The 26,822-nt window shown below is 52.6% G+C and carries 21 protein-coding genes; 6 read left to right on the top strand and 15 right to left on the bottom strand.

Features of this window, described 5'->3' with window-relative positions; all coding sequences use genetic code 11:
* Positions 1-12: 12 nt before the first annotated feature.
* Together PSTEL_RS13540 and PSTEL_RS13535 are read right to left on the bottom strand one after the other, a co-directional pair.
* Positions 13-393 (bottom strand): 4Fe-4S dicluster domain-containing protein, encoded by a 381-nt coding sequence (locus tag PSTEL_RS13540; RefSeq protein ID WP_038696049.1) that lies wholly within the window; start codon positions 391-393, stop codon positions 13-15.
* Positions 390-2,042: an FAD-dependent oxidoreductase gene (locus PSTEL_RS13535; RefSeq protein WP_052098452.1), complete on the bottom strand. Its 1,653-nt coding sequence runs from the start codon at positions 2,040-2,042 to the stop codon at positions 390-392. The genes PSTEL_RS13540 and PSTEL_RS13535 overlap by 4 nt, the downstream gene beginning before the upstream one ends.
* A gap of 487 nt (positions 2,043-2,529) precedes the next feature.
* Here PSTEL_RS13535 and PSTEL_RS13530 point away from each other — a divergent pair, with 487 nt between their 5' ends.
* Positions 2,530-2,838: a hypothetical protein gene (locus PSTEL_RS13530; RefSeq protein WP_156995871.1), complete on the top strand. Its 309-nt coding sequence runs from the start codon at positions 2,530-2,532 to the stop codon at positions 2,836-2,838.
* Between the two features lie 41 nt (positions 2,839-2,879).
* Here the strand turns inward: PSTEL_RS13530 and PSTEL_RS13525 are convergent, their stop codons facing one another.
* The 3 genes from PSTEL_RS13525 to zwf form a co-directional block, all read right to left on the bottom strand.
* Entirely contained in the window at positions 2,880-6,179 is a 3,300-nt protein-coding gene (locus PSTEL_RS13525; RefSeq protein WP_038696045.1) for a DEAD/DEAH box helicase, read from the bottom strand.
* A gap of 225 nt (positions 6,180-6,404) precedes the next feature.
* Entirely contained in the window at positions 6,405-7,298 is an 894-nt protein-coding gene (gnd, locus tag PSTEL_RS13520; RefSeq protein WP_038696043.1) for a phosphogluconate dehydrogenase (NAD(+)-dependent, decarboxylating), read from the bottom strand.
* 46 nt (positions 7,299-7,344) lie between these two features.
* Complete coding sequence (gene zwf, locus PSTEL_RS13515; RefSeq protein WP_052099231.1) at positions 7,345-8,886, bottom strand: glucose-6-phosphate dehydrogenase; 1,542 nt, start codon at positions 8,884-8,886, stop codon at positions 7,345-7,347.
* Between the two features lie 292 nt (positions 8,887-9,178).
* On the opposite strand from zwf, the gene hmpA reads away from it, so the two are divergent.
* Positions 9,179-10,351 (top strand): NO-inducible flavohemoprotein, encoded by a 1,173-nt coding sequence (hmpA, locus tag PSTEL_RS13510; protein WP_038696041.1) that lies wholly within the window; start codon positions 9,179-9,181, stop codon positions 10,349-10,351.
* A 24-nt stretch (positions 10,352-10,375) separates the two neighbouring features.
* On the opposite strand, the gene PSTEL_RS13505 is transcribed toward hmpA, so the two are convergent.
* Together PSTEL_RS13505 and PSTEL_RS13500 are read right to left on the bottom strand one after the other, a co-directional pair.
* Positions 10,376-11,857, bottom strand: coding sequence for an oligosaccharide flippase family protein (locus tag PSTEL_RS13505; protein ID WP_038696038.1), 1,482 nt, complete (start codon positions 11,855-11,857; stop codon positions 10,376-10,378).
* Between the two features lie 88 nt (positions 11,858-11,945).
* The gene (locus tag PSTEL_RS13500; RefSeq protein WP_038696036.1) at positions 11,946-13,073 is read right to left on the bottom strand and encodes an amidase domain-containing protein; all 1,128 of its coding nucleotides are present in this window, start codon (positions 13,071-13,073) and stop codon (positions 11,946-11,948) included.
* 184 nt (positions 13,074-13,257) lie between these two features.
* On the opposite strand from PSTEL_RS13500, the gene PSTEL_RS13495 reads away from it, so the two are divergent.
* The gene (locus PSTEL_RS13495) at positions 13,258-14,235 is read left to right on the top strand and encodes a GNAT family N-acetyltransferase (RefSeq protein ID WP_038696034.1); all 978 of its coding nucleotides are present in this window, start codon (positions 13,258-13,260) and stop codon (positions 14,233-14,235) included.
* A gap of 82 nt (positions 14,236-14,317) precedes the next feature.
* Here the strand turns inward: PSTEL_RS13495 and PSTEL_RS13490 are convergent, their stop codons facing one another.
* Together PSTEL_RS13490 and PSTEL_RS13485 are read right to left on the bottom strand one after the other, a co-directional pair.
* Positions 14,318-14,503 (bottom strand): antibiotic biosynthesis monooxygenase, encoded by a 186-nt coding sequence (locus PSTEL_RS13490; RefSeq protein WP_038696032.1) that lies wholly within the window; start codon positions 14,501-14,503, stop codon positions 14,318-14,320.
* A 183-nt stretch (positions 14,504-14,686) separates the two neighbouring features.
* Complete coding sequence (locus PSTEL_RS13485) at positions 14,687-16,441, bottom strand: glycoside hydrolase family 13 protein (RefSeq protein ID WP_038696030.1); 1,755 nt, start codon at positions 16,439-16,441, stop codon at positions 14,687-14,689.
* A 336-nt stretch (positions 16,442-16,777) separates the two neighbouring features.
* Here PSTEL_RS13485 and PSTEL_RS26300 point away from each other — a divergent pair, with 336 nt between their 5' ends.
* Together PSTEL_RS26300 and PSTEL_RS13475 are read left to right on the top strand one after the other, a co-directional pair.
* Positions 16,778-19,273: an S-layer homology domain-containing protein gene (locus PSTEL_RS26300; RefSeq protein WP_052098449.1), complete on the top strand. Its 2,496-nt coding sequence runs from the start codon at positions 16,778-16,780 to the stop codon at positions 19,271-19,273.
* Positions 19,270-20,154, top strand: a complete 885-nt coding sequence (locus PSTEL_RS13475; protein ID WP_038696028.1) for a GNAT family N-acetyltransferase — start codon at positions 19,270-19,272, stop codon at positions 20,152-20,154. Before PSTEL_RS26300 ends, PSTEL_RS13475 begins: the two co-directional genes overlap by 4 nt.
* 131 nt (positions 20,155-20,285) lie before the next feature.
* Here PSTEL_RS13475 and PSTEL_RS13470 read toward each other — a convergent pair whose 3' ends face one another.
* From PSTEL_RS13470 to PSTEL_RS13445, 6 genes are all read right to left on the bottom strand, one after another.
* Complete coding sequence (locus tag PSTEL_RS13470; protein ID WP_084065063.1) at positions 20,286-21,173, bottom strand: AEC family transporter; 888 nt, start codon at positions 21,171-21,173, stop codon at positions 20,286-20,288.
* A gap of 158 nt (positions 21,174-21,331) precedes the next feature.
* Positions 21,332-22,267 carry a drug/metabolite exporter YedA gene (gene yedA / locus PSTEL_RS13465; protein WP_084065059.1) on the bottom strand — a complete coding sequence of 312 codons (936 nt, stop codon included), beginning with the start codon at positions 22,265-22,267 and terminating at the stop codon, positions 21,332-21,334.
* A 19-nt stretch (positions 22,268-22,286) separates the two neighbouring features.
* Positions 22,287-22,739 (bottom strand): Lrp/AsnC family transcriptional regulator, encoded by a 453-nt coding sequence (locus PSTEL_RS13460; protein WP_038696024.1) that lies wholly within the window; start codon positions 22,737-22,739, stop codon positions 22,287-22,289.
* A gap of 249 nt (positions 22,740-22,988) precedes the next feature.
* Positions 22,989-23,408: an arsenate reductase (thioredoxin) gene (gene arsC / locus PSTEL_RS13455; protein WP_038696022.1), complete on the bottom strand. Its 420-nt coding sequence runs from the start codon at positions 23,406-23,408 to the stop codon at positions 22,989-22,991.
* 23 nt (positions 23,409-23,431) lie between these two features.
* The gene (locus tag PSTEL_RS13450) at positions 23,432-24,721 is read right to left on the bottom strand and encodes an arsenic transporter (protein WP_038696020.1); all 1,290 of its coding nucleotides are present in this window, start codon (positions 24,719-24,721) and stop codon (positions 23,432-23,434) included.
* Positions 24,722-24,760: 39 nt separating this feature from the next.
* On the bottom strand, positions 24,761-25,087 hold the full coding sequence (locus tag PSTEL_RS13445) for an ArsR/SmtB family transcription factor (protein WP_038696018.1): 327 nt from the start codon (positions 25,085-25,087) through the stop codon (positions 24,761-24,763).
* Positions 25,088-25,590: 503 nt separating this feature from the next.
* Here PSTEL_RS13445 and PSTEL_RS13440 point away from each other — a divergent pair.
* Positions 25,591-26,820, top strand: a complete 1,230-nt coding sequence (locus PSTEL_RS13440) for a nitrate/nitrite transporter (RefSeq protein ID WP_038696016.1) — start codon at positions 25,591-25,593, stop codon at positions 26,818-26,820.
* Positions 26,821-26,822 lie beyond the last annotated feature (2 nt).

Below are 26,822 nucleotides of genomic sequence, written 5' to 3'. Positions count from 1 at the left end.
AGGCAGCGACTACTATCTCCCTCTGATCCCCCTGACATCCGACACGCCCGCCGGCTTCTCTGTCCGAGGGGGCAGAATCCGGTCGATGAAGGCCGTCTGGTCGCGGGCCGCCAGCTTGATCTGGCCGGGAGCCCAACCAATCGTTGCTCTCCAGCTCCCAAGCAGCTGACGCTCGGCCAAATCCTCTTCTTGTACGCCGATCACCTCGTCTGTATACGGTGTAACGTACAGCGCATCGGCAGGACAGTACGCTTCGCAGATGAAGCAGGTCTGGCAATCCTCCTGCAGGGCGATTACCGGCTCTTGATCCGTCCGGTCAAAGACGTTGGTAGGGCACACCTTTACACATAAATTGCAGCCAATGCAGCGTTCCGAGCTGACCAGTTCAATCATTTTACCGCCGCCTCCTGACTATGAACCGATTTTGAATTGAAGCTGGCAGGTGCCAGAAAGGAACGATCTGTTCCAACACGGATTTCCTCCAGACCGGATACCAGCAGCCGATGCTGTTGTTCAGGGTCCGCATCCGGATACTCCTGCAGGACATGAAGTCCCTCTCCCCTTCTCTCCTTCCGGGCGAGAGCCGCCGTGTACATCCATCTGGCTGTCGCCGCCATAGAAGCGGCTTCTCGCGCGTGAAGACGGTCATGCACATTGGACACGATCTGATGATTGACCTCGGGCCACAGCTCGTTCAGCTTCGCCAGCGCTTGCGTCAACCCGCGCTCCGAGCGGAAGTAGTTGATCTTGAGCGGGAATACCTGATCCTGTATTCGCTTCACCAGTTCACGAGTCGGCGTTGCACCGCTCTTGCGGACTTCGTCCGAAGAGGCTCCCTCTCCCGGGGACAAGCCGTATCGGCCTGCCGGGCGCAGATTGCGGATCGAAGCGTTGAATCTGCCTGACGCGGCGTAAGCAGCCGCCCCTTCACCGGCCCAGGTTCCGGAGCAGATCGCCCAGGAGGCGTTAAATGCGCCGCCGCCCGAAGCGGCACCCGTCACTCGCTCACGGGTTGCCGCATCGCCGGCTGCATACAGCCCAGGAACGGTGGTGCCGCAATCGTCCGTGACGATCCGCAGGCCTCCGGTTCCTCTTACCGTTCCCTCATATCGGAGCGTCAGAGGGAACGGCTCCTTGAAGACATCGATCCCCGCCCGGTCATATGGAAGGAAGAATATCGCATGGGAGGAACGCAGAATCGCCTGCTTCTCCGGCGTATCTGCCTTGTTCATAATGGCGTATACCGGCCCCTTCAGCATTTGCTCCGCCAGAAAATCCTCGCCGCGCCGGCCGCCTAGCTCATTCCCATGCTGGTCGTAATACGTTGCCCACCCCAGTAATCTTGACCGGGTATTGGAGCCGAAGGCGGGGCTGGGAGCGTATCTTCTGGAGAATTCCATGCCGGACAGCTCGGCTCCCGCCTCTCCGCCCATGAGATAACCATCTCTGGTCAATACATTGCAGCCAAGTCCTTTGCTGAGAAAAGCGCAGCCCCCTGTAGCGATAATGACCGCATTCGCGCGGACCTCCCAGTCCCGGTTCTCCTGACGAAGAACGCCTCTGGCTCCGCCTACACCGTATCCATCAAGCAGCAGTTCCAGAGCCGGAGCCTGATCCAGAACCTTAACGCCTGCTCTCTTGACCATCTTCCGCATGAGCCGCATATATTCCGGTCCCTGCAGATGGTCACGCTGCGGAACACCGTTCTCGTCACGCACGAACGGGTATTCCCATTTCTCGACGAGTTCAAGATTGATGTAGACCTGATCAAGCACACGATGAATCCATCCCGCTTCCGCCAGTCCTCCTCCAATCTTCAGCCGGTGCTGTACGGCCTGCTCCCGAAGCTCCTGATCCGGAGGCAGGTACAGCAGATTCGTTCCTCCGGGCGCAGTAGCGCCGCTTGAGCCTAAATAACCTTTGTCGACCAGCACCACCTTAGCTCCCCTTTCGGCCGCGCTGCGCGCAGCCCAGGCTCCGGCGGGTCCGCCCCCAATGACAAGCACATCCGCGTTCAGTGTGAGATTCAAGCTCTTCGTCATGACAGCCCCTCCTTCTTCCTCTCCCCGTTCTGCCGGCTCACCGGATTTGCCCCCAACTCTCCCGCATCAAATAAAAAAAGACGCATGCTCTCTCTCCCGCATACCGTACAAGTACGGACTTGCGTGGGAAATCAAGCACACATCTCCATGGGAATGGTCAATGGCCAGTTGAATTACCGACAAAACCAACAAATTTAGTTATAATTTAAAATGATTGATTTTTATCCTATCACCGGAGCTGTGGGATGTCAACAAGTGAACATCTGCCTGTCTGCTTGCACGAGCTGAGCTTATATTCGGGTCCATACCTCTTATCCAGAATCCATACCGCTTATCAAGCCAAAGAGCAGCTTGCGTCTCGCCGCAAGCTGCTTTTTTCATCCTATGTCTAGGCATAAGCACAATCATCGGGTCATCGACCTACGTACCGTAGTACAGATTCATCATAAGCGCGAGAAAGGCAGTGAAGGATATGAGTTATCAGCCTGTGCAATCAACACAAATGGGCAAGGTTCTGTATCAGGCGGACGGCCCCTCCGTCCAGAACGTCAAGGCCATACGCAGCAATCTTCACCAATTATGCCGCCAATACTCCAACCGGATTGTCCGAATCGAAACGATTGACGGCCAGATCTTTGTGGGCAGAATCGTAAGCTGCGAGAGAGGGCTGCTTCACCTGGCTGTCCGCAACCCAAGCGGCCATCGCGCATTTTTCGGCATGCCCTACAGCAACGATGAGCTGATCCTGACCCTCGTTCTCTACGAACTGCTGGTCATCACCCTTCTGTCCACCTAAAAGCGCAGATCAGCAAGCAGAAAGCGTCAGTCCTGATGCGTTTATACGGACAGCAGTTCTCGGATCTCCTGCTCCGTCAAGGAGGTTAGCGATTCTCCGCCGGATTTGACGACCTCGTCAATCAGCGTCTTTTTCTTCTGCTGAAGCTCGAACATCTTCTCTTCAACGGTTCCCTGCGCGACCAGGCGGATGACTTGCACGACTTTCTTCTGGCCAATGCGGTGCGCGCGGTCCTCGGCCTGCTGCTCCACTGCGGGATTCCACCATAAATCATACAGAATGACCGTGTCGGCTCCCGTCAGGTTTAGGCCAGTACCTCCAGCTTTAAGGGAAATGAGGAAGAGCTCGCGCTCCCCATCGTTGAATCGGCTGCACAACTCCGTCCGCTCCCGAGCCGGGGTATTGCCGTCCAGGTAGAAGAACGGAATACCCCGGGTTACCAGCTCACGGCTGATCAGGCCCAGCATCTCCGTGAACTGGGAGAAGATCAGCGGACGTCTGCCCGCGTTTCGGCAATCCTCTACAATCTGCAGGAGCTGCTCGAGCTTGGCAGAGTGTCCGCTGTAGTCCTCGATGAATAAGCCCGGATGACAGCAGATCTGCCGAAGCCGGGTCAGACCGGCCAGAATCTTGATACGGCTCTGATGGTAATCATTGCTGTCCAGATGCTTCAACGTCTCCTGCCGGAGCTTGGCCAGATAGGCTGTGTACAGCTTCTTCTGCTCCGGCAGCAGCTCGGACACCTGCACCGAATCGATCTTCTCCGGCAGTTCCTGGAGCACGTCACGCTTCATCCGGCGCAGCAAGAACGGACGGGCCCGCCTGGATACTTCATCTCGCTTGAACTCCCCGAATGCACGGCGGTCGGGGAACAGGCCGGGAAATACGGCATCATAGATCGACCACAGCTCTTCCAGCGAATTCTCGACCGGTGTTCCGGTCAGCGCGAACCGGCATTCGGCCCGAAGCGACTTTACCGCCTTCGCTGTCTGAGTCGTGTAGTTCTTGAACGCCTGGGCCTCGTCCAGGATCAGCGTATGAAAAGTCAGCTTCGAATAGCGGGCGATATCCCGTCTCAGCAGCGGATAGGAGACGATGATGGCGTCAACGCTGCCGGCCTCCTTGAGTACGGCGCTCCGCTCGGCCGGCGTGCCGTCCGCAACCGCCGTACGGATGTCCGGCGCGAACCGGCGCAGCTCGCTGAGCCAGTTGTACATAAGCGATGCCGGCGATACGATGAGCGCCGGCTGCTTTCTCGCCCGGATTTCGGGCAGCACGGAGACCAGAAAGGCAATGCTCTGAACTGTCTTGCCAAGTCCCATGTCGTCGGCAAGAATGCCGCCGAAGCCGTACTGCGCCAAAGTCTTCAGCCATTGGAAGCCGAAATGCTGGTAATCGCGCAGAACCGGGGCAAGAGTCTCCGGAACCGGATGATCGAGAAGGTCGGGATTGCGGAGCCGTTCCAGCAGCAGGCGCAGCGGCTTGCCGAGGCTGATGGAGCCTCCCCGCTCCCGGCCGCTATCTTCGATCAGATGCAGGGCACGAGCCACAGGCAGGCGAAACCGCGAACCGATGATTTCACCCTTCGGCAGGGCAACCTCGTTCAGAAACCGGATAATCTCCTGATACTCCTCATCCTCCATCGGGAGCAAGGCCCCGTTCGACAATTTATGGTATCTGCGCTTCTCGCTGAGCGATTCGATGATGCCGCGGATTTCCGATTCCGGAATCCCATCCATCTGAAACCGGAATTCAAGCCAGTTCGTGCGTCCGTCCAGATTAGCCGAAAGTTTGGGTGGGGAGTAGCCGGAGAACAGGCGGGTTTTGACAGCCGAAGTGGCGTATATCTTCGCCAGCTGTTCCAGCCGGGGCATAACTGATTTCAGAAAATCATACTCCAGTTCCTCATCCTGCATGAAAAATCCGCTCTCGGTCCGGGCAAATCCGGCAGTCTCCATCAGCTCCAGGATGCGCGCCTCCTTCTCCCCTTCCCGGATCAGAATGCGCGTGTCTGCGCCGCGCGAACCTTCCTGCTCCAATGGATTGATTACAATATCGCCGTATTGAAACTCCAGACCGGCAAGCAGCCTTTCGCTAACCCGGTCCAGATAAATTCTCGCGTTAAGCGGGGATTGAACCATCCGGTCGGAGACACTCTTGGCAATCCGGACCTCTCCGAGCTTCATCAGGCCGGGTACGACCCGTTCCATAAAGGGCTCGGCCTCGCGCGGGGCTATGTTGAGATTTCCAGTTCCATACGCATCTCCGGTGAAAATACGCTGCAGCCCTGCAAGTCTTGCGCAATCCTCCGGTTTTAACCTGTAGAAACGGCCCTCCACTAGTGCCATGCCGTATTCCTCCAGCATTCTTAACGTCTGAAGCCCATGCACGGCAAGCGAAATGCCTTCATTCTCCTCCTGATCAAACTGGAACCGGAGCGGCAGCACATCTTCGGAGCAATCAAATCCATCGAAGCTTAACTCATCATGCTGCACCTGAACGAACGGAAGCTGCCCGAGCGCTGTGCTGACAGCCGGCCAGGCGTATGGAGGGATCGTCAGTCTTCGCGGTTCGTTGATTTCCCCCGTGTAGAAAGCGCCCGCCGCTTCGCGCTGCAGTTTCTCGCTTCGTCTTACCTCAATAAGCCGTCGCAGGAAAGCATCGACTTCGGGAGAGAAGCAGTGCAAATCCGGTTCATACGCAAAATGTCTGGAACAGGCATACGCCTGTCCCTGTTCATACCGGGTCAGAAACTCCCGGATATCATTCACGGCATATCGTCTGTCCGGGCCGATTCTCAGTTCGGCGCCGAGCAAATTCCTCCTTACGCCAAGCGGAAAAGGAGTAATCGTAACTTCAGCCGTCAGGAGTTCCCTGGATTCGAACAAGGCTCTGGGGCCTGTGCGGGACGATGCTTGTCTGCCGAACAGCTCCAGAACCCGGTTCACAAGCTGCGGATTTCCTTCAGACGGCATGCTTCCGTTATTCGGTGACTCCTGCGGCAGACGCTCCTCCGTCTCTTCCTCTTCAAAACGCTGAAGCACCATGATCTGCAGCAGCGCCGCAGCCACATGCTTGCAGTATTGATCAAATGCGAAGCCGATGGAGCAGGCGCATTCGGCAGTCACCTGACCGCCCGGCTCGATATGAACGGCGGCCCGGCAGACGCCATTGTCTTTGATGGCGGCCTCATAGCGAAGTCCGTCGACTCCTGCTTCCAACAAGGACAGGGTCACCTTCCCGGCACGCCGCATGGATTCGCCTTTTCGATAGGAGCTTATGCCGCATAACGACTTAATGAGCGGCTCGGTAATCCGAGAGCTGTGGGTTGTTTCAGTCATTTCCATTCTCCTCTGTCTTTCGGCGGGCGCGCTGCCCGTGGAGTGATGCTGGTTCCACTAGTGTACCATAATGCTTCATGTCCACGCCCTGGAAATGCCCGCCCCATACTTCCCTGCTTACATGCTGCCAGTCTCTGTACCTAAAAGAAAGACAGCCCGGATAATTCCGGGCCGCCAATAAGCTTTCATGACTTATTTTCAATTCAAAACAGCCAATGCTGACCGTTACTTTGCCTCCACAGCATGTCCGCCGAACTCGTTGCGGAGCGCGGCGACGACCTTGCCTGTGAACGTATCGCTCTCAAGCGAGCGGTAGCGCATCAAGAGCGACATCGCGATAACCGGCGTGGCCGTCTGCAGATCAAACGCTGTCTCCAGCGTCCATTTGCCTTCGCCGGAGGAATGCATGATCCCTTTAATCTCATCCAGCTTGGCATCTTTGGAGAACGCGCGCTCCATCAGCTCCATCAGCCAGGAGCGGATAACGGAGCCGTTGTTCCAGACGCGGGCCACCTGCTCGAAGTCGAAATCGAAGCCGCTCTTCTCCAGCACCTCGAAGCCTTCACCGATCGCGGCCATCATGCCGTATTCGATACCGTTATGGACCATCTTCAGAAAATGTCCGCTCCCGGCTTTACCGGCATGCAGATAGCCGTTCGGCGTTGCCGTATCGCGGAAGATCGGCATAACCGTCTCCCATGCGTCATCATCACCGCCGACCATGTAGCAGGCTCCATATCTGGCGCCTTCCATCCCGCCGGATGTTCCGGCATCCATGAACCGGATGCCGGATTCCTTCAGCCGCTCGTAGCGGGCGATGGACTGCTTGTAATGGGAGTTGCCGGCCTCGATCACAATATCGCCAGCTGTCAGCAGAGGCTGCAGCTCATCCAGCACCGCATCCACTACCTGATGCGGAACCATAATCCACAGCACACGGGGAGCCGGCAGCCGCAAGACAAGCTCAGCCAGACTGGTGCTTCCGACTGCTCCGGCTTGCCGGATCTCCTCCACCGCTGCGGAGTTCAGGTCATAAGCGACCAGTTCATGGCCGTGCTCCAACATATTTTTGCCAAGATTCAGTCCCATTTTACCCAAACCGATCAAACCGACTTTCATATCAATCCCTCCATAAATGAAACTTCTATCGCGATTAATATAGCGTTTAAGCTCCTTCTTTCAGCTTCTGCACCGTGTCATCCTGTTCTGTATTATCCTGTTCAGAAACACTACCCGGCTCTGTCTCCAGGATATCTCCATCCAGCCACCACGTATCATTGCCGAGCAGTGCGCGGGCCTCTTCAGGACCGTTCGAACCAGCTGTATAGGCACGAAGCGGAATCAATCCTTCCTCCATCGCCTCCTGGATCGGCTTCACCCACTGCCACGAGAGTTCTACCTCATCCCAATGGGCAAAGAAGGTGGCGTCGCCCCGGAAGGCATCATGCAGCAAATTCTCGTACGCTTCAGGAACATCTCCGCCCGGCGCCTTGTAGGTGATCCGGATCGGCTCTAGCTCTCCCTTCTTCAGCGGGTTGCGGCTGTTGACCTGGAGGGTGATTCCCTCATTCGGACTAATCTCCACAATGAGCAGATTCGGCGAAGTCTCCTTCTTCTCGGCCGGATTGCGCAGCGGCTCTCTGAATTCAATGACAATCCGGGTCGATTTCTCCTTCAACTTCTTGCCGGTACGGATATAGAAAGGAACCTCGCTCCATACCGGATCTTCGATCCAGAGGCGCGCCGCAATGAACGTCTCCGTCCGGGAGTCTACCGGGATTCCGGGCTCGTTCTTATAGCCTGCGGATATTTTTCCGTTCACCATGCTTTCCGTGTACTGCCCGAGAACGATCTCGTTGACAGTTTCCTCTTTTGTCAGCGGACGGAGCGATTTCATCACATGTCTCTTCTTGTCTCTGACCTGGACAGGCGAGCTGCCTTTCGGAAGCTGCATGGCGGTCATCATGAGAAGCTGCAGCATATGGTTCTGGAACATATCGCGCAGCGCGCCCGATTTGTCATAATAGCCCGCTCTCTCTTCAACGCCTACGGTCTCGCTGGCGGTTATCTGCACATTGGCGATATAGCGGTTACTCCAGAGCGCCTTCAGCACAGGGTTGGAGTACTCCAGCACTTCCAGGTTCTGAACCATCCGTTTGCCAAGATAATGATCGATCCGGAATATTTCATCCTCGGAAAAAGCGGAATTTAACGCAGCATTCAGTTCTCTTGCCGACTCCAGATCGCGTCCGAACGGCTTCTCGATAATGAGCCGCTTCCAGCCTTTTACAGCGCCCAGGCCGCTTGCTTCAATATTGGCGGCAATCGGTCCGAAGAATTCGGGACCTACCGATAAATAAAACATCCGGTTCCCGGCAATCCCTTGCTCGCTTTCGACCGACTGGACTCTGTCCAGAAGCCGGGTAAAGTCCTCCAGCCGTCCGACATCGAGAACACTGTACCGGAATACACGGAGGAAAGCTTCAAGCTGCTTCTCATCCGAAATTGGACGGCGGGAGAACGTACGAAGCGAGTGTTCCACCTGCACACGGAATGACTCATCATTCCATTCGCGTCTGCCCAAGCCGAACACAGCAAAGGCTTCAGGCAATTTCCCGTCAACGAACAAATTGTATAGAGCGGGGTAAATCTTCCGCTTGGCCAGGTCACCGGTAGCGCCGAATAACACAAAAGTTGATGACTCCACTTCCATTCCTCCCGTTAGTTTCATTTATTTATGTGGTTACTTAAATTCAGTGCAATTCGAGACTCCCTCATCATACGCTTATAGTTTCCCTTCGTCAATATCATTATGACATTTTCAAAAAGTACTTCTTTTCACTTATCTCAAATCTTGAACCCTAAATTTTCCTTATGTAAAAAATGTGACATATATCACAGTTTTCGAAATTAGTGTGATCGTGATCACACGTCCTTGTTCTCGCACAGAGTTATCCTAGACCCGTCACTGATGGACCAAATATCAAGGAGGAACTTAAATGCTATCTCAACATACGAAAGATATTGTGAAGTCCACGGCCCCGGTGCTTGCCGAACACGGTACCGCCATTACAACGGTATTCTATAGCAGATTATTCGAAGCGCATCCCGAGCTGCTTCATATTTTTAACCATGCCAATCAGGCCAAAGGCCGTCAGCAGACCGCACTCGCCAATACCGTATACGCGGCAGCGGTTCATATTGATAATCTGGAAGCGATTATCCCGGCCGTCATCCAGATCGGGCATAAGCACGTAAGTCTTGGCGTCAAGCCCGAGCACTATCCGATCGTAGGCGAATTTTTGCTGAAGGCGATCAAGGAGGTGCTTGGAGAGGCGGCTACGGATGAAATTCTGGGAGCCTGGCAAGAAGCCTATGGCGTCATTGCCGATGCCTTCATCGGTGTTGAAGCAGGTATGTATAAGGAATCCAGAGAACGGGAGCATGGCTGGAACTTCTTCAAGCGTTTTGTTGTTAGCCGCAGAGTGCAGGAGAGCGGGAATATTGTCTCCTTCCATCTCAAGCCTGCTGACGAAGGCGGCGTTCCGTCTTACAAGCCAGGCCAATATATTTCAGTCCGTGTATCTATTCCGGGTGAACGTTACAGCATGATTCGCCAATACAGCCTGTCCCAGGCACCGAAGCCGGATGAATTCCGGATCTCGGTCAAACGGGAAGCCGACAACGATCCGAACGGGCGTGTCTCGATCTATCTGCATGACGACATTCAGGAAGGAGATATCCTTGAGGTCAGCCCGCCTGCCGGCGAGTTCGTTCTCGATACGGGCAAGACCGGACCGGTCGCCTTTATCTCTGCCGGAGTCGGCATTACCCCGATGATCGGCATGTTCGAAACCATATCCTCGTTAACCCCGAACCGCCCTGTCGTCTTCCTGCATGCTGCCCGCAACGAAGCGCTCGGAGCTTTTCGGAAGGATATCGAAGAATACGCCGGACGGATGAGCAATTCGAAGTGGAAGGTGTTCTACTCGGAAGAACCGGATGGACGAATCAACCGGGATGTTTTGAGCACCTATGCGGATCTTTCCGGCGATGTTTACGTCTGCGGGCCGGTCTCGTTCATGGAGTCCGTCATTTCGGAGCTCAAATTACTGGGCATGCCGGACAGCCGGCTGCATTATGAATTTTTTGGACCTGCCATGCGCATATAGGGGAGCGAGTAATATGATTTCCCCCTAAAGCAAGGACTTTCGGATGCACCGGAGGTACATGTACAAACCCGATCCTGTGAAATAGAACAGGCTCATGAAGAGGAACCGAAGCAGGCCCGCCGTTTCCGGTGATGGATGGAAGGTCATGGATACCCCCCAGTAAAATGTATCGATGATCACTAAATCCACGAGGGCCAGCATCAGGTTTCTTTTTCGTGTGCTGTGTATACGGTTCTGCCAGCTCATGTTCGACATTAACGCGACCAACTCAAGCGTCATTATGCCGATGCAGGCTCCAGGATAACCCCAGCCGGGTATGGCGACCAGAATATATTGCAGCACAACAGAGCAGCCTATCCCCGTGAGCAGACCGACAAGCGGCTGCTTCTGGCTATCTCTTGCCCACAGGATACAGGTGGAGACTTCCCGGAAACCGACAATCATTGGAATGAGAGCCAAATACCGAATGATGATTCCGGCTTCTGCCGTATTGAAAATATAGAAGGAAAGCTCGTCCGCACACTCATACAAAAAGATGCCCGAAATGAGCCCCCAGAGCCAGGCGGCGCGAAGAATGGTTCGGGAGAGGCGTCGGTACCGGACCAGGTTGCCCTGCTGCCAGGCGGCTGCAAGCTGTGCGGACACCGTATGGCTTAACGCTCCGGTCAACAGAGTCGGAGTATAGACCACGATCACCCCCATCCCATATATGACGCCGTACATCGCTGTAGCTGTTGAGATGCTGTACCCGGCCGACAGCAGCCGGTTCGGTATGAGCAGCGCATCGATAAACTCAGAGGCGGGAATGAGCAAGCGAGTCGCGGAGATCAGAAGCGAAGTCTTGATGAACCAGGAAGCCGGAAGCGAACGTTCATGGGTTGCTGCCGGAAGACGTTTTTGCGAAAAGGCATGAAACAGGGTCAGCATAGCGAAAGCTGCGATAGCGCCGGAGACAGTACCATACATACCCCAGCCGACAGCTCGTTCAATCCCCGTATCCAGCAGCTGCCAGACCAGCAGGAGCAAGACGGCATACCTGACCGATTGTTCCACAACCTCGGACACGGCTATGACGGTTACTTGTTTTAATCCCTGCAAATACCCTCGCAGCAGGCTTAACAGTGTGACAGCCGCCAGTGCCGGCGCGAGGCTTCTAATGGCGAATTCCAGATTGCGGTTCCCTAGCAGGTCGGCTATTACGGGAGCTAAAAGAAACATGGTTAAACTGGCCAATCCAATCACAGGACCGACCAGAAGCGATAAGATTATGAAAAAAGTCCAGCCATGCGACGGCCTCTTCGCGGTCGCTAAGGCTAACGTGGTCGGAAGACCTCCTGCGAGCATCAGAGCGAATCCATAGAACGAGTAGGCAATCTGATACAGGCCGATCCCCTCGGGTCCGACCATACGGGTAAGAGTGACTCGGCCGGCGAGACCGATTCCTTTCACCAGAAGTATCGCGCAGACCCGGATTACGGATTGCTGCACAAGCCGGGGTATTGTCATATTGCCTCCAGCATAACAGAATTCTCATGATGTCCATTGTATGAGACTACCTCTTCCGTTATACCGGGCTTGTCAGCATTAGCCTGGGCTAATCTCTGATATGAATCAGCCGATATTGGGTGTTGCGGTCCCATCCGAGATCAAAAGGGACATGGTAACGGTCAGCCGTGTGGCAATTGACCATCGGATATCCGTAATCGTTGAAGCCTACGATAACCGCAAAGTGATCGATGTCATTATTTCTCGGTATATATGCGATCAGATCCCCAGGCTTCAGTTCACTGACCGCTCCGTTCGGATGCTTGGACGATGGTGCAACGACCTCTTCGTACCTACCCTGCTTAATGAGTCTTCCATAGCCTGAATACGTCAAAAAATGGCTGAATGAATCGGTATGAACCCATGTCCGCGTTCCACCGGTTCCTTTGAAATATAGCCAGCCGCCTTTATGTGATAAGCCGCCCCCCTCTTTCTCGTCTCCGACGACCTGAGAAGCGAAATTCGTACAATCTCCGCCTTTGCCGGTGTAATCGAGATATTTTTTATTATAGTGATGATGGTTTCCAGCTCCCCAGGCTGCCCCTGCATACTTATTGGCATATTGCACGGCGCGTTTGCGCTTATAAGTGCTGCCGTTATGCTCCGATTCATCAGCTTCCTTGTTAATGGAAGGCAGTGTGCCATCCGCGATTTTGTCGGGGTTTTCGTCGAGAGGGTCCAGATACCATTCCCGGTAGATTTTCCATACCCCATCCGTCTTCTTAAGAGTAATAAAGTGCCGGGTGCCGACTCCGAAAAATTGTTCGGGCAAAAATTTCTTCATATAGGTATACCCGATTTGTTCAGATTGCACCAAAGAGATCTTCGCATATTCCTGATGGACGCTCTTCCGGACGATCCGGATCGAGCTATCGGCATGTGTCAGCTTCACATCCCGCTTCTCCGCCCATTTGTTCATATAGCTGCAGCGGTTCCGCTCATGCCAGTATGCCACACGGCTAGCCTTCTCCTTATCATAGAAAGCTTCAATAGCCGGCATATCCTGAGTGACTAGAGTCTTGGCCCGTTCCTTGAACATGGTCTCAAGCACGGACTCTACTTCGTTCTCCTGCTCGGAGGGATTGGCCGCGGCCTGCGCTGGAGTGCACACCATGCTCAGGGATACCGGAATAACGACGCATATCAGAATACTCATTATCCGTTTCACTCGGTTCATAACTCTCCACCTAACTTTGAAAAGTGCTTACCGTGGCTTTCTTTAACGTGATCTGTACCTTAATATCTCCGCGAAAGGGCATTTTAGTTCAGAAAAAATGTTCCAAAGAACTGCCTCTGAACTTTAATTAGACATGGCAATCCGGATTATGCTTATATAGAGGATGGAGGTGGAACTAATTCCAATGTTTACTATACGAAAATTTCGGGAGCCGGAGGATTTCAAGGAAGCGGCTTTCCTGCTGAGCATGATCGAGCCGGAGCCTGTGTCGGCGGAACAGCTTAAGGAAGCCGAGGACATGATTCCTCCCGGACAGCTGGACTACAATGAGCAAGGAGAATTGACGGGATGGGACCGTCCGAAATGGGTGGCGGAGGATGCAGGCGGCCATCTGTTGGCTTATGCGATGATTTGGCGGGCGCCATGGACCACACCCGGTCTGTTATCTCTTACGCTTGCGGTTCATCTGGATTACCGTGGAATGGGAATTGGCCGAGAAATGTATGATGTGCTTCTGGAATGGGCACGAGGCGTTAAGGCTTCGCGTCTCGTCAGCCATGTGCGGGATGCCGACAACCGGTCCCTTGCTTTTGCCGAACGCCTGGGCTATCAGACCGAGCGGCATACGTTCGAATCCGTTCTGGACTTGTCTACGTATAACGGTGAGCCGCTGCTTCATGCAATCAAGGAAGCGGAAGCTTCCGGCATCACCTTCGTCACTCTGGCGAGCGAGCCGGGCGAAGAGCAAGAGCGCAAGCTGCATGAATTGTACAAGACGACTCATAATGATATTCCGGGATATACCGGCAGCTTCCCCTGGTTCGAGGAGTGGAGAAAATGGAATTTGCAGCAGAGCGATACAAGCCCGGAATGGATACATATCGCCAAAGACGGAGACCGTTATGTCGGTGTAGCCGCAATGCGGCGCAATGAACAGACAAGAGGAATGTATCATGATTATACCGGGGTACTCCTTGAATACCGGAACCGCCGGATTGCGCTGGCTTTGAAGCTGCTGGCGATTGAAACCGCTTCAGAGCTAGATTCTCCTTATTTGAGAACACACAATGATTCCAAGAACGGTCCGATGCTTCGAATCAACCGGGATTTGCTCGGATTCCGCTCCGAACCGGGGATTTACAAGATGATTCTGAACCTCTAATGGAGCCGAATTCCTGCAGCCGAATCGACAATAAGCCGCACCTGGTGCGGCTTTGTTATTTGGCTAAGCCATGCAGAACGATTTATTGAACCTCATACATGGTTACTTCGGTGCTCAGCAAATATTCCGGCTTCTCCTGATTGTGACTGTTCTTGTGTCCCGCAATATGGGCCGGACTCTTCTCCCAGCTCTTCCAGGCTTCCTCGGATTCCCACCGGATGAATACTACAACAACTTCCGTCTCTTCACTGCGGCTGCGGTTCTGCATGTTTCGCTCTAATTATCTTTATGACTTATAGTTAGAATTCTAATTATGTTATCGTGCCAATACTTAGTATTCTAACTGTAAATATTCTAATCCTCATTACATTGTATATCTTCTTCTTCACAAAAAGTCCCGCATTCTTGTGAATGCAGGACTTTTTATCTTCGTCATACCGAATATACTCGATTATTCCACGCTGTATATTACGAACTGCATAGGCTCAAGCGCAAAGCTTAATGCCTCTTTCTCCAGTACTTTCTGCTGCTCGCTCCAAAGATCAACGATCCGCTGCTTCGCCAAGTCGCCCGGCAGTGCAACGTTAACAGAAGCCGTTCCGTTATTGAGAGCTACCACGATCTTCTGCTGCCCTTCTCCTCTCGAGAAGACAAGCAGTCCGGAGTCGTTGTTGGCCTCAATGATGCTGAAACGGGCATTGTCGGTCAATGCACTGTTCGTCTTTCTTATACGAATTAACCGTTTGACGAAGCTCAGCAAATCCTGATCCTGCTTCTCCGGGTCCCATTCCATGCATCTGCGGTAATAGGCAAAATCGTCGCCGTCTCCCGTTAATCCAACTTCATCCCCATAATAGATGCTCGGACTTCCGGGATAAGTCAGCAGCAGCAGAAAAGCAAGCTTCAATCTCGACTTGTCGTCTTGAGATTCTGTCAATACTCGCGCTGTATCATGGCTTCCAAGCAAATTAAACATCACTTCATTGACGTTGTCGGGGTACAGCTGAAGATGACTGACGAGCTCGTTAGCGAACTTCTCCGCACCGATCTTGCGCTTAGCTACAAAATCAATGACCGCCTCAGTGAACGGATAGTTCATTACCGAGTCGAACTGATCCCCCTGCAGCCAAGGCATTGCATCGTTCCACACCTCGGCGATGATATAGAGATCGTCCTTTAACCCTCTAACTTCATTTCTGAACTGCCGCCAGAACTTATGATCAATTTCGTTCGCGATATCGAGCCGCCAGCCGTCTATATCACATTTTTCTATCCAGTATTTGGCAACCTTCAAGAGGTATTCCTTCACTTCCGGATTGGAGGTTTTAAACTTTGGCATATCCGGAACAAAGGCAAATGTCTCATAAGTGTGCGGTTCCCCATTCTCCCCGAAGCTTGAAATATGGAACCAATCGGCATAACGAGACTTGGCCCCGTGCTTCAATACATCCTGGAATGGCGCAAATCCATAGCCGGAGTGATTAAACACAGCGTCCAGCATAACGCGAATACCGCGGGCATGACTTTCCTTCACCAGCGTTCTTAACGTCTCTTCATCACCGAATTGCGGGTCAATTCTCAAATAATCCGTCGTATCGTATTTATGGTTCGTTGGCGACTCGAAAATCGGATTCAGATAAATCCCCGTGATCCCCAGCTCAACAAGATAATCGAGATTCTGTGTAATCCCTTCCAAATCGCCGCCGAAAAAGCTGTCCGACTTCGGAACATCTCCCCATTGCCCATTCACATTCGTCTTGCGATCCGGATTTCCGTTGGCAAACCGCTCAGGGAAAATTTGATACCACACGGTGCTCTTTGCCCATGCCGGAGCGTCAAACACATCAATCGCATTCAAGTATGGAAAACGGAAAAAGCGATTGCCGTCCAAAGAAGAAGTAAAGCCCTTTTCGCCGTAAATAGCGACTTCTTCCCCATCATGCAGCTCAAACATGTAGACGAACCGGTTATTTTGCGGCGAAATTGCGATAAACCAGTAATCGAACAGCTCATCCGAGGTAAGCTTACTCATTGGAACGGTATCGGACACCACTCCGTCCTCGGCCCAACTATACGGATCGCCATGGATTAAGTTTACTTCAGTAAGATCATTTTTCTTGGATCTCAATCTTAAATGCAGTGTCTTCGTGTCGTACGCATAGGCAAAATTATTTTTGGGACGATGATATACTGCTTCTTTTAACATAGTTACCTCCTGATAATTATTAAAAAGTATAAAAAAAAGAGCACCTCCCCTGTAGGTTGAACGGGGTTGTGCTCATCATTCGCTAATGAACGATAGTGGCAAACATTGCCCTTAGGTTTTAAAAACACTTTCATCTGTAGTATAGAGTCGGAGAAAGGGTTAGTCAATGAATGAAAAATGAACCTCTTGATTGTCATGCTTGCACACATGCTCTAGGAAAAAAGAATCATTTTAATATAAATAATTGATATATTAAATTCGATATATTAAGTAAGCTGGTGGAATGATTCGCTTCATGTCTGAAAGCTTCTACATAATCCCTAGGAGGAATAACTTTTGAGCAAAAAACGGTTATTTGGAGTCATGACTACTGCAGCGCTGCTAGCTTCTTCTGTGCAGACGGCTTTTGCGGCCGATACGACGTTCAGCGACATCAACAATTCTTTCGCCAGGGATGCCATCCTGGAGCTTGCGAACAAGGGAATCATAAATGGTACCGGAGCCGGGCAATTCAACCCGACAGGTCAGATCAGCCGGCAGGATTTCGCCGTTATTTTGGCCAAAGCGCTGAAACTGGATGTCAGCTCACCACCCGCTTTGCCGACCTTCTCGGATGTCCCTTCGGGCGGATATGCCTTCAACTATGTCGAGGCGGCGGTTAAGGCCGGATTAATCAAAGGTATGGGTGATGGGAACTTCGGTTATGGAAATACGCTATCCCGCCAGGATATGGCGGTTCTGTTCATTCGCGCGCTGGGTCTTACTGAAGAGTCTGCAGGCGCGGGCGGTAATTTAACCTTCTCGGATGCGTCTTCTATCTCGAATTATGCAAGAGATGCGGTTGCAGCAGCATTGAAGTTTGGCCTGATCAGCGGCAACGCTGATGGAACCTTCAACCCAAGAGGCAATGCTTCCCGTGAACAGGTTGCGCTGGTCGCGTCCCGCTTTATTACGACGCAGCAGCAGCAGGCTGCCGGACAAGCGAGCGCGTCGCAGGCGGCTAGTCCTTCGGCTTCACCAAGCGCATCGCCGTCGCCGACTGCCACCCCGACTCCTGCGCAGACTTCTACGCCGGTAACAGAGTCGACGCCAACATCAACGGCAACTCCTTCACCAACACCAACCGCTACTCCTTCACCGACACCAACAGCTACGCCGAGCCCGTCAGAAACAGCAACTCCAACGCCTGCCAACCCTTCGGATCTGATTCCGCCGGTGTTGACGGTGCTGTCTGAGCCTGTGGTCAATCAAGGGGAAGCGGTTACCGTCAAGAGCAGTGAGACAGGGGTTGTCTATCTGATTCCGCTCGGAACGTCAATCACTACTGTGGATGAGCTGGAGAATCTGGTGAGCCATGAGCTTGCAGTAAAGGCTTCAGTTGCCGAGCCGGACACGGCTACGTCAATTTCCACAACAGGACTTCAGACCGGCATTTACACAGTGATAGCCGTTGATGCCGCAGGCAACCTCTCTCTTCCTTCGGCTCCGATCGAATTGGCTCAAGCCACTGTGCAGTTGGCACCGCCTGTGATCTCTTTCAAGGACAGTGAAACGCTGAATCTCGCCTACAGCGAGTCCTTGAATCCCGATTACAAGCCCTCTGCACAAGAGTTCACTATTACGGTTCTGGATAGTCAAAGCTCTTTCCCGATTACGATCAGCGACGGGGATATTGCTGTGTCCGGCAGCAGCATTACAATCCTTCTGCCCTTTGAATTAATGGCTGGCGATTCGTTAATCGTCTCCTATCAGCCGTCGAGCCCGGATCATACGCTCCGGAGTTTATCGGGTAAGTTATCCCCGGCCCTTCTGTATTCGACAGTTATCTATACCGGAATCGATCAGCTCAATACAGCGATTGATAACGCGACTGTTCTGATTAACGAGGCGGTTGCCGGCAGCGGCAACGGACAATATCCAAGCGCGGCAATCGAGACTTTCCAGGCGGCAATCAACTCCGCAATCGCGGTTCAGTTGAATTCTGATGCCATACCGGACACGATTGTATCGGCAGCCTATTCATTGAATCAGGCTATTATTGTGTTCAACGCTGCCCAAATCCAACTGTTGTCCATTTCCATTGCCCCGGATTCCTCTTTTGTAGTCAATCCGGCATTAGGTCTTCCAATCGTAGTTACGGATCAGATTAATATGATGGGCTCTTATTACGAAGGATACAACAAACGAAATATCGCCAAGCTTGTGCAGATCAAGCGTGGTGAGGAAGTCGAGACTCTTTCCTATCTGTCCGGAAACATTTTCGACGTTCGCAGCAGCAACGGTACTAGTGTAGGCAAGCTGGAATTGACATCGGAGAACAATGATGTGACAGTAACATCAAATTCTTCGCCGAATGGCGTCAGTCTATTATTTAATCTGCCGATAGATACGAATGCCGCACATGCCTTACACTTTACCCTGACCGACAACAGCCAGATCGTCGATCAAGTGTCTCTTCCGGTACTGTTCGATTCGGTTGCGCCGTCTGTTACAAATTCAGTCTATCAGGACGGCAGCATCGTCCTTGGTTTTGATGAACCGCTGACTGCGTACCCAAGTGATCCTCCTACAACCCTGGTGCTGGAATACTCGGCAAGCGGCGACTTCAGCAACGATGTCATTACCTTGAATCAGGGTGTAGATTTCATATACAATCCACCGCTGAGTTCCGGTAATCAAATTACTCTGATTCTGCAAAATACTTGGCTGAACGCAAATTCATCCCTCATCGGTCGATTCCGTCTGTCGATTACCGGGTTGCATGATAGTGCCAACAATATGGCCCTCGTCAACCAGTTGCTCATTCCGGTGAACCCAAATCCGCTGCCATGAGTAACGCAGTCCGGTTCACCGTCTTCAAGGGAGCCATTCCATCGCAATTTGCGGAATGGATACCGGCGGAGCTTCGATCGTTAAGCGGTGAGCAGCTCCCTTCTACTGTACTGGCGCTTGGCGCCTATCATCTGGGAGTTCCGGCCGGTCTTGCAGCCGCTGTTCTTTCAGGCTATGGAACGCCGACAGCGAGACTCCTGGGCGTCGCCGTTGCGCCATCTCTACGGCGGCAAGGAGTCGGCAGCAAGCTGATCGCCGAGCTGGAACGAAGACTCCGGACTATCGGGATTACATTCTTAAGCGCCGAGTATCTGGAAGATCTGTCCCTGAGGTCGGAACAGGCTGACTTCCTGCTCGTCTGCGGGTTTGCCGAGCCGCAGGCGGGGATTCATGCCGCCACCGGCCCGCTTTCTCTGGCGAAGAAGCTCCCGTGGGTGGGAAGTCTCGTCCTGCCGCGCTCCTTCTCCATTCAGCCCTTTCATACGCTGACGCCGGAAGAACGGGAATTGCTGCGCAGCGGTGAAGATAATTGGTATCCGTCCATTCTAAACCCGCTTGCCGGGGAGAGCGGCATCGATGCCCAGCGCAGCCTCGTCGTCCGCCGGAAAGATCAGCTCGCCGGCTGGCTGACTGTTGAGGCATTCAGCCAGGATACCCTGCTCTTCAAGACGATGTTCGTCAGAGAGGAGCATCAGCGGCTTGGCCGTGGTGTGGCCTTGTTAGCCGAAATGCTTCGCCGGGCCGCAGGCGACAGCAGCTACCGGGAAGGGATCTTCTTCGTGGAAGCCGACAATGCACCTATGCTGACCTTTCTGGAACGGCATGTGTACCCTCTTGGACTCAGGCGGGAGATTTTGTGGAAAACCGTTAAGTCGATTTAGCTCATTAGAACCCTTCTAGCTTCAACAAAACAAGGCTGCTCCCGGCCATTGTCATGAGATTCATGACGGCCGGAGCAGCCTTGTTTTGTTGGTAAGAGAATCACCTGAGAGCATTCTTGAGTGCCGGGCAATCAGAATATCATCATCCAGATCGGGATCGTAAACAGCGAGCACAGAGTGGTCATGAACGTCCCTTTTGTTACGAGATGCAGATTCCCGTCATATTCCGAACAGACCATGGATACGTTCCCGGCCGTCGGAAGACCGGACAGCACCACCGCGATTCCGAGAATCATCGGATCATGGATAAAGAAATGAAACAGAAACCAGATGATGAGAGGATACAGCGCAATTTTCAGAAAGGTATAGAAGTACATCATTTTATCGCGCACGACATCCTTAAAATGCACTGTACCCATCGTGGAACCGATCACGATCATGGCCAGCGGCGAGGTGATGCTTCCGACTGAATTGAAGAGCTGGAGCAGCGGGTCCGGAATCCGGATCTCGAACAGAAAAATGCCGACTGCAATCAGGGAAGACACAATGCCGGGGTTCAGCATGTTCTTCAGATTGAGCCGGCCCCCGGTCCCTTTTTGCAACAAATATACGCCATGCGAGAAGAGGCTGACATTGAAGACCATCATGAACAAGGAGACAAAGAAGACAGATTCTCCGCCATAAATGCCCGATATTATCGGAATCCCCATGAAGCCCAGGTTGCTGTAATTCAGCATCAGTTCATATGTAGTTTCCAGCTTGAGCCTTCGTACGATGCAAATGCTGATCAAGGGAGTAACAACGAACATCGCCGCCGCAGCGGCCAGAACCAGAAATACCTTGGACTTGTCTTCCATCTCATGTCCGGTTGCCGAAGCGATGATAAGAGCCGGAATCGTCACGTTAACGAGCAGCTTGGAAATTTTCTTGTTGCTCTCGGCATCCATAATGCCGGTTTTGTGTGCGATAAATCCAACCAAGATGAGACCGAACAGAATGATCATTTGGGTGACTATCATGAACCCCTCTGCCTTCTTTCCTCGTAAAAAAGCAGAAACCTGGCTGGCGCCGGTCCCTGCTTCTTAATCATTTAATCACATGAACCCTATAGCATTAAAGTATAAGTCCATGATTATGGATGGGCAAGAGAAATATTATAGCTTCCATCTGTTCCGGCCTACTTCTGCTTCTCCTTCCCGTTTGTGATGAAGACGACGGCTCCAACGATTAGAAATGTGGCGATCCAGACGTTGGTTGTCAACGCTTCGTTCCCGGCGAAGAATCCAAGGAATACTGCGACAATCGGATTAACAAAAGCATAGGTTGAAGCAATCGCCGGATCGGCGTTATTAAGCAGCCATATGTATGCCGTGTACCCCAGTAGCGAGCCAAACAGGACCAGGTAACCGAATGCAGCCCATGAACGGACGGAAATCTCTGAGATATGAAGTCCGGACCAGTCTTCCATTACAAAGGACAGGATCAGCAGAAGGGCGCCGCCAGCCACCATTTGGATAGCCGTTGACATTAACGGAAATACGGGAAGCTTGGCGCTCCTCGAGAACAGGGAGCCTGCCGCCCAGGAAATCGAAGCAAAGATCAGTACGATTAGGCCGAGGGGACTCAGCCTGGTCTGAGCAGACCCGCCGGAATGCAAGACAAGCACGGCAATCCCGGCCAGTCCAAGCAGAAGCCCCACATATACGAAGGGACTTTGACGTCTGTTGGACCCGCGAAGCTTGCCCAGAAGGATCATCCATAACGGTACGGTCGCCACCACCAGTGAAGCGATGGCTGATGGGACATGCTGCTCCGCCCAGGCGACTCCCCCATTGCCCATGAGCAGCAGCAATCCTCCGACTATTCCGGCATTGCGCCATTCTAACGCCACAGGTCTCGGGGCTCCTTGCGCTCTGGACAGGATGTACAGGATCAGCCCAGCCGTCATGAAACGGGCGCCCGCCATCAGGAACGGAGGCATGCTCTCGATGGCGATCTTCATGCCGAGATAGGTTCCTCCCCAGAACAGATAGACCATAAGAAGAGCCGCTGCAACCGATAAAAAAGATGCTGCGTTTTTGCCTTTTGCCAAATCCGTCTGAACGGTATTCATTGTTCCTTGCCTCTTTTCCTCATAGCCAATTTTGGCCGTTCTCAAATATTGTCGATAAAATAAAGGTCGTAGACGTCTCCTTCACCTCCGGGATTTGAACCATGCAGTCAAGCAGCCGGGTCAAATCATCAGGGGCGACCACCCTTACTTTGAGCAACAAGCACCACTCACCGGCCAGTCGATGGCTTTCGATGATGGTGGTTCCTTCGATTTGCAAACTGCTGATTTGCTGTGCGATTTCATTGAAATTTTTGCATTTGACCTTAACGAAAATCAGTACCTTGATCTTCTGCTCTAGCTTGCTCCAGTCGATAACAGCCCGATAGCCATGAATGACCCCCATCTTCTCAAGCTTGGCGACACGCTGATGAACCGCCGGCCTGGACATATGGAGCTGCTTGCTGATCTCCTCATGTGAAATTCGCCCGTCCTGCTCCAGCAGTTCGATTATCTTCAAATCCAGTTCATCCATGATGCTCCTCCTTTTGCCATTCATCCTAACATAATCTGACTATTCGTAAAGAGGATAAGCCTATCTCCGACTATATGTAATTTATTTGTTCTCTGAGAAAAATATCGTTCGTCCAGACCCCGATTTTGCTCTCATAACTTACGATTCGTAATCCTCATTTTCTTTCCTGCCGCCCAGCACAAAACAAGCCCCTGGCTGAGATGCCAAGGACTTGTACACTTCGATATGGAACGGGGTTCTTCTTCAGAATCACTCCCCGGTTTCGGCAAAGCGTCTGATGCGCTCCCCCACCTGATCGCGAACGCGGCGGAAGACTTCCCACTTCTCCTCTTCGCTGCCCTGCGCTTTGGCCGGATCGTCAAATCCCCAATGTACACGAGTGACACTCGGCGGTGTAACCGGGCATTTGTCGGCCGCGTCACCGCACAGCGTAACGACCATATCAGCATTGTTCAAAATCTCCGGGTCGATGATATCGGAGGTCTGCGTTGAAATATCGATTCCCACCTCGCTCATCGCCTTCACCGCCTTCGGATTCAGCCCATGCGCTTCGATCCCGGCGCTGTACACGTTCCAGCCGTCATTCAGATATTTCTTGGCCCATCCTTCCGCCATTTGGCTTCTGCAGGAATTGCCTGTGCATAAAAAATAAATGGATTTCTTCTCCATATCTTTCATAACTCCTTTAGCATTTAAAATAAGATCAGCCGCAAATACAATCCCAGCAAGGTGATGAACAGCGTTGGGACGGTAAGAAGAATCCCTGTCTTGAAATACGTCCCCCACTTTATTTTCACGCCCTTCGATGATAGGACATGAAGCCAGAGAAGCGTTGCCAGCGAGCCAATCGGCGTAATTTTCGGCCCCAGATCGGAGCCGATGACGTTCGCGTACGTCAGAGCTTCTCTCACCGCATTTCCGGTATGTGTGGCATGAATTGCAAGCGCGTTAATCATCACGGTCGGCATATTGTTCATCAGCGATGAAATCAAGGCTGCCAAGAAGCCCATGCCCATCGTCGCAGCGAACAGTCCTTGATCAGCAGCCTTCTGAATGATGCCGGCCAGCACATCGGTGAGCCCGGCATTCCGCAGACCATACACGACGACATACATGCCGATCGAGAAAAAGACGATGTTCCAAGGCGCGCCCTTGATAACCTCTTTTGTGTGCACAGCCGGACTTTTTCTCGCCATGAACAGAAAGAACAGTGCGGTCAGCCCCGTCACCGCAGATACAGGAATGTCCAGAAATTCGCTGACGAAATATCCGACAAGCAGAAGCAGCAGCACGAACCATGATAATTTGAACATGGCCGGGTCCTTGATCGCGTCAGCCGGAGCCCGCAGCATTGAGCTGTCAAAGCTTCCCGCTATCCTTCTGCGATAGAACAGATACAGCACCAGTATGCTGGCCGCCAGGGAGAACAGATTGGGCAGCAGCATGTGACCGGCGTACTCCAGAAACGTAATTCCGAAGAAGTCAGCCGAGACAATGTTGACCAGGTTGCTGACAACCAGCGGAAGCGACGTGGTATCCGCGATAAAGCCGCTCGCCATTACAAAAGCAACAACCTTGTACTCTTCAAAGCGCAGGGCCCGGACCATGGCCAGCACGATGGGAGTCAGGATCAGCGCAGCTCCATCATTGCCGAAGAACGCGGATACCAGCGCCCCCAGCAGCGTGACGTATATGAACATGCGAACGCCGTTGCCTCTTGCTGCGTATGCCATATGCAGAGCGGCCCATTCAAAAAATCCGATCCGGTCGAGGATGAGTGAAATCAGGATGATCGCCACAAAGGCAAAGGTAGCGTTCCAGACAATCCTGGTGACGTCCACCACATCGCCGAAGCTGACTACTCCCGAAACAAGAGCCAAGACAGCACCGCCGCTGGCCGACCAGCCGATGGACAGCTTTCGCGGTTGCCAGATCACAAATCCTAATGTAATCACAAAAATCAGTATTGCGAGAATTACCAACGAAAATCCTCCAGTCTATACCCAGTTGAGCGTTTTGCATCAATCGCAGCATGCATTCGGTGCTTTTGTGTTCAATTGCGTCAAAATAATGTCGGAGCCCGGTGTCAGCTCCAGGATGGCCGAGATATAAGGCTTGTCCTGAACATTCAGCGAGTAATGAACCCACTGCCCTCTTTTCTGCTCCTTCACGATCCCGCGGTCCTTCAGCTTTCGAAGATGCTGGCTAATTGCAGGCTGCGAGATGTCAAATACTTCAACGAACTCGCACACGCACCACTCCCGCTCTTTCAGAAGGGAGAGTATCTGGAGACGCGTCTTGTCCCCCAGCAGCTTTAAATCCTCCGCGATATCCGAGATTGATTCCATGAGATCCCCCTTTATATAAGCGAATGGTTATATACTAATATAGAGAGGATTCATTTGACAAGAACAAAGAATTCCAATTTTATGTTAGATAATTTAACTCAAAAATCTGAACTTTGCTGAAAAAGTCGTTAAATTATTATTATTTTAAATTTTTATGTCATGGTTATTGACATTTAATCCAGCTCTCTTTATATTGTCATTATACGATTTACATCAGCCGCTCGGTCTTCTTCACAAAGATGTGACCGGAAGCCCAGCGTGCATCCCACAATTGAATGAAATTAATCAGTCAGCCACAATGACGTGGCTGCAATGGCAATGGGGCCGATTAACAAGATCCGCATAAATGCATGCGGGTTCTGTCAGTCGGCCCCTTTTTGCCTGATGCCCGCTCATTATTGGCCCGGGGGTGAACGTCAAACCGTTTTCTTGCTTCAGTCGCAGCAGCTTAGAAATGCCGGAAAGATCATTCGTACAGAAAAAGGAATGGGAGGAATTTTTACATGGAGAAAGGTTTTCGAAAGGCTGGCCACTCGCCGAGTTTACTGTCCGCTTTCCTGTACTTTGACGTCAGCTTTATGATTTGGGTCATATGCGGCGCTCTTTCGCTCTACATTACGAAGGATTTCGGACTTTCGGATACCCAGAAAGCTACGATGGTCGCCATCCCCGTTCTTGGCGGTTCGCTGTTCCGGATTCCGATGGGCATTCTGGCGGACCGGATCGGCTGTAAAAAGGCCGGGCTGACCGGCATGGGACTTACTATCCTTCCTCTGCTCTGGGGATGGCTGGGCGGAAGCAGCCTGCTGCAGGTCCATATGATCGGATTTCTGCTTGGCATCGCAGGCGCTGCCTTTGCCGTATCCCTCTCTCTCGCCAGCCGCTGGTATCCTCCTGAATATCAGGGTCTTGCGATGGGCATCGCAGGCGCGGGCAACAGCGGAACAGCGCTGGCTACCTTCTTCGGACCCCAGATCGCACAGGTATACGGCTGGCATAGCGTCTTCGGATTTGCCATAATTCCGCTCGCAATCGTAATGATCGTATATGCAGTTCTGGTTAAAGACGCTCCAAACGCACCTGCTCCGAAGCCGCTTAAGAGCTACCTGAGTGTGTTCAAGCATGCCGATACGTGGTGGTTCTCCATATTTTACGCCATAACCTTCGGCGGGTTTGTCGGCTTCGCCAACTATGCGAACATCTTCTTCTATGATATTTACGGCGACAATGTACATTCCGGCGGTCTATCCAAAGTCGAAGTCGGCTATCTGGTTACCATTACAGTCATTGCAGGCAGCTTCTTCCGTCCGATCGGAGGCTGGATCGCAGACCGGATCGGCGGCATGCGCCTCCTGCTTGTCCTGTACAGCATCATTTCGGTCTGCGCGTTTCTGATCGCCTCCATGCCGGGCTCCTTCCTTGTGATGCTTCTCTACACCAGCATTATGATGGCCTGCCTCGGCATGGGCAACGGATCTGTCTTTCAGATTATCCCGCAGCGCTTCTCCCATGAAATCGGGGTTATTACCGGAATTGTCGGTGCGGCCGGCGGCCTGGGAGGATATTTGCTCCCTACCTATGTGCTCGGACCGCTGAAGCAGTCCACCGGCTCCCAGGTGACGGGCTTCCTGGTTGTCGGATCAATCGTCCTGATTACGACGCTTGTCTTCTACGCCGTGACCCGTTCCTGGAGAAGAACCTGGGCCAAGGCGGAGTCCGGAATCAACTTCTAAAT

The organism is Paenibacillus stellifer, from assembly GCF_000758685.1.
Taxonomy (GTDB): Bacteria; Bacillota; Bacilli; order Paenibacillales; family Paenibacillaceae; genus Paenibacillus_AQ; species Paenibacillus_AQ stellifer.
This window is presented reverse-complemented; position numbering and strand designations above follow the sequence as displayed.

Bases quoted from the DNA above. Each gene is read 5' to 3' on its own strand.
- PSTEL_RS13540 (WP_038696049.1), bottom strand. From the start codon at position 393: ATGATTGAACTGGTCAGCTCGGAACGCTGCATTGGCTGCAATTTATGT.
- PSTEL_RS13535 (WP_052098452.1), bottom strand. From the start codon at position 2,042: ATGACGAAGAGCTTGAATCTCACACTGAACGCGGATGTGCTTGTCATT.
- PSTEL_RS13525 (WP_038696045.1), bottom strand. From the start codon at position 6,179: ATGACTGAAACAACCCACAGCTCTCGGATTACCGAGCCGCTCATTAAG.
- gnd (WP_038696043.1), bottom strand. From the start codon at position 7,298: ATGAAAGTCGGTTTGATCGGTTTGGGTAAAATGGGACTGAATCTTGGC.
- hmpA (WP_038696041.1), top strand. From the start codon at position 9,179: ATGCTATCTCAACATACGAAAGATATTGTGAAGTCCACGGCCCCGGTG.
- PSTEL_RS13505 (WP_038696038.1), bottom strand. From the start codon at position 11,857: ATGACAATACCCCGGCTTGTGCAGCAATCCGTAATCCGGGTCTGCGCG.
- PSTEL_RS13500 (WP_038696036.1), bottom strand. From the start codon at position 13,073: ATGAACCGAGTGAAACGGATAATGAGTATTCTGATATGCGTCGTTATT.
- PSTEL_RS13495 (WP_038696034.1), top strand. From the start codon at position 13,258: ATGTTTACTATACGAAAATTTCGGGAGCCGGAGGATTTCAAGGAAGCG.
- PSTEL_RS13490 (WP_038696032.1), bottom strand. From the start codon at position 14,503: ATGCAGAACCGCAGCCGCAGTGAAGAGACGGAAGTTGTTGTAGTATTC.
- PSTEL_RS13485 (WP_038696030.1), bottom strand. From the start codon at position 16,441: ATGTTAAAAGAAGCAGTATATCATCGTCCCAAAAATAATTTTGCCTAT.
- PSTEL_RS13475 (WP_038696028.1), top strand. From the start codon at position 19,270: ATGAGTAACGCAGTCCGGTTCACCGTCTTCAAGGGAGCCATTCCATCG.
- PSTEL_RS13470 (WP_084065063.1), bottom strand. From the start codon at position 21,173: ATGATAGTCACCCAAATGATCATTCTGTTCGGTCTCATCTTGGTTGGA.
- yedA (WP_084065059.1), bottom strand. From the start codon at position 22,267: ATGAATACCGTTCAGACGGATTTGGCAAAAGGCAAAAACGCAGCATCT.
- PSTEL_RS13460 (WP_038696024.1), bottom strand. From the start codon at position 22,739: ATGGATGAACTGGATTTGAAGATAATCGAACTGCTGGAGCAGGACGGG.
- arsC (WP_038696022.1), bottom strand. From the start codon at position 23,408: ATGGAGAAGAAATCCATTTATTTTTTATGCACAGGCAATTCCTGCAGA.
- PSTEL_RS13445 (WP_038696018.1), bottom strand. From the start codon at position 25,087: ATGGAATCAATCTCGGATATCGCGGAGGATTTAAAGCTGCTGGGGGAC.
- PSTEL_RS13440 (WP_038696016.1), top strand. From the start codon at position 25,591: ATGGAGAAAGGTTTTCGAAAGGCTGGCCACTCGCCGAGTTTACTGTCC.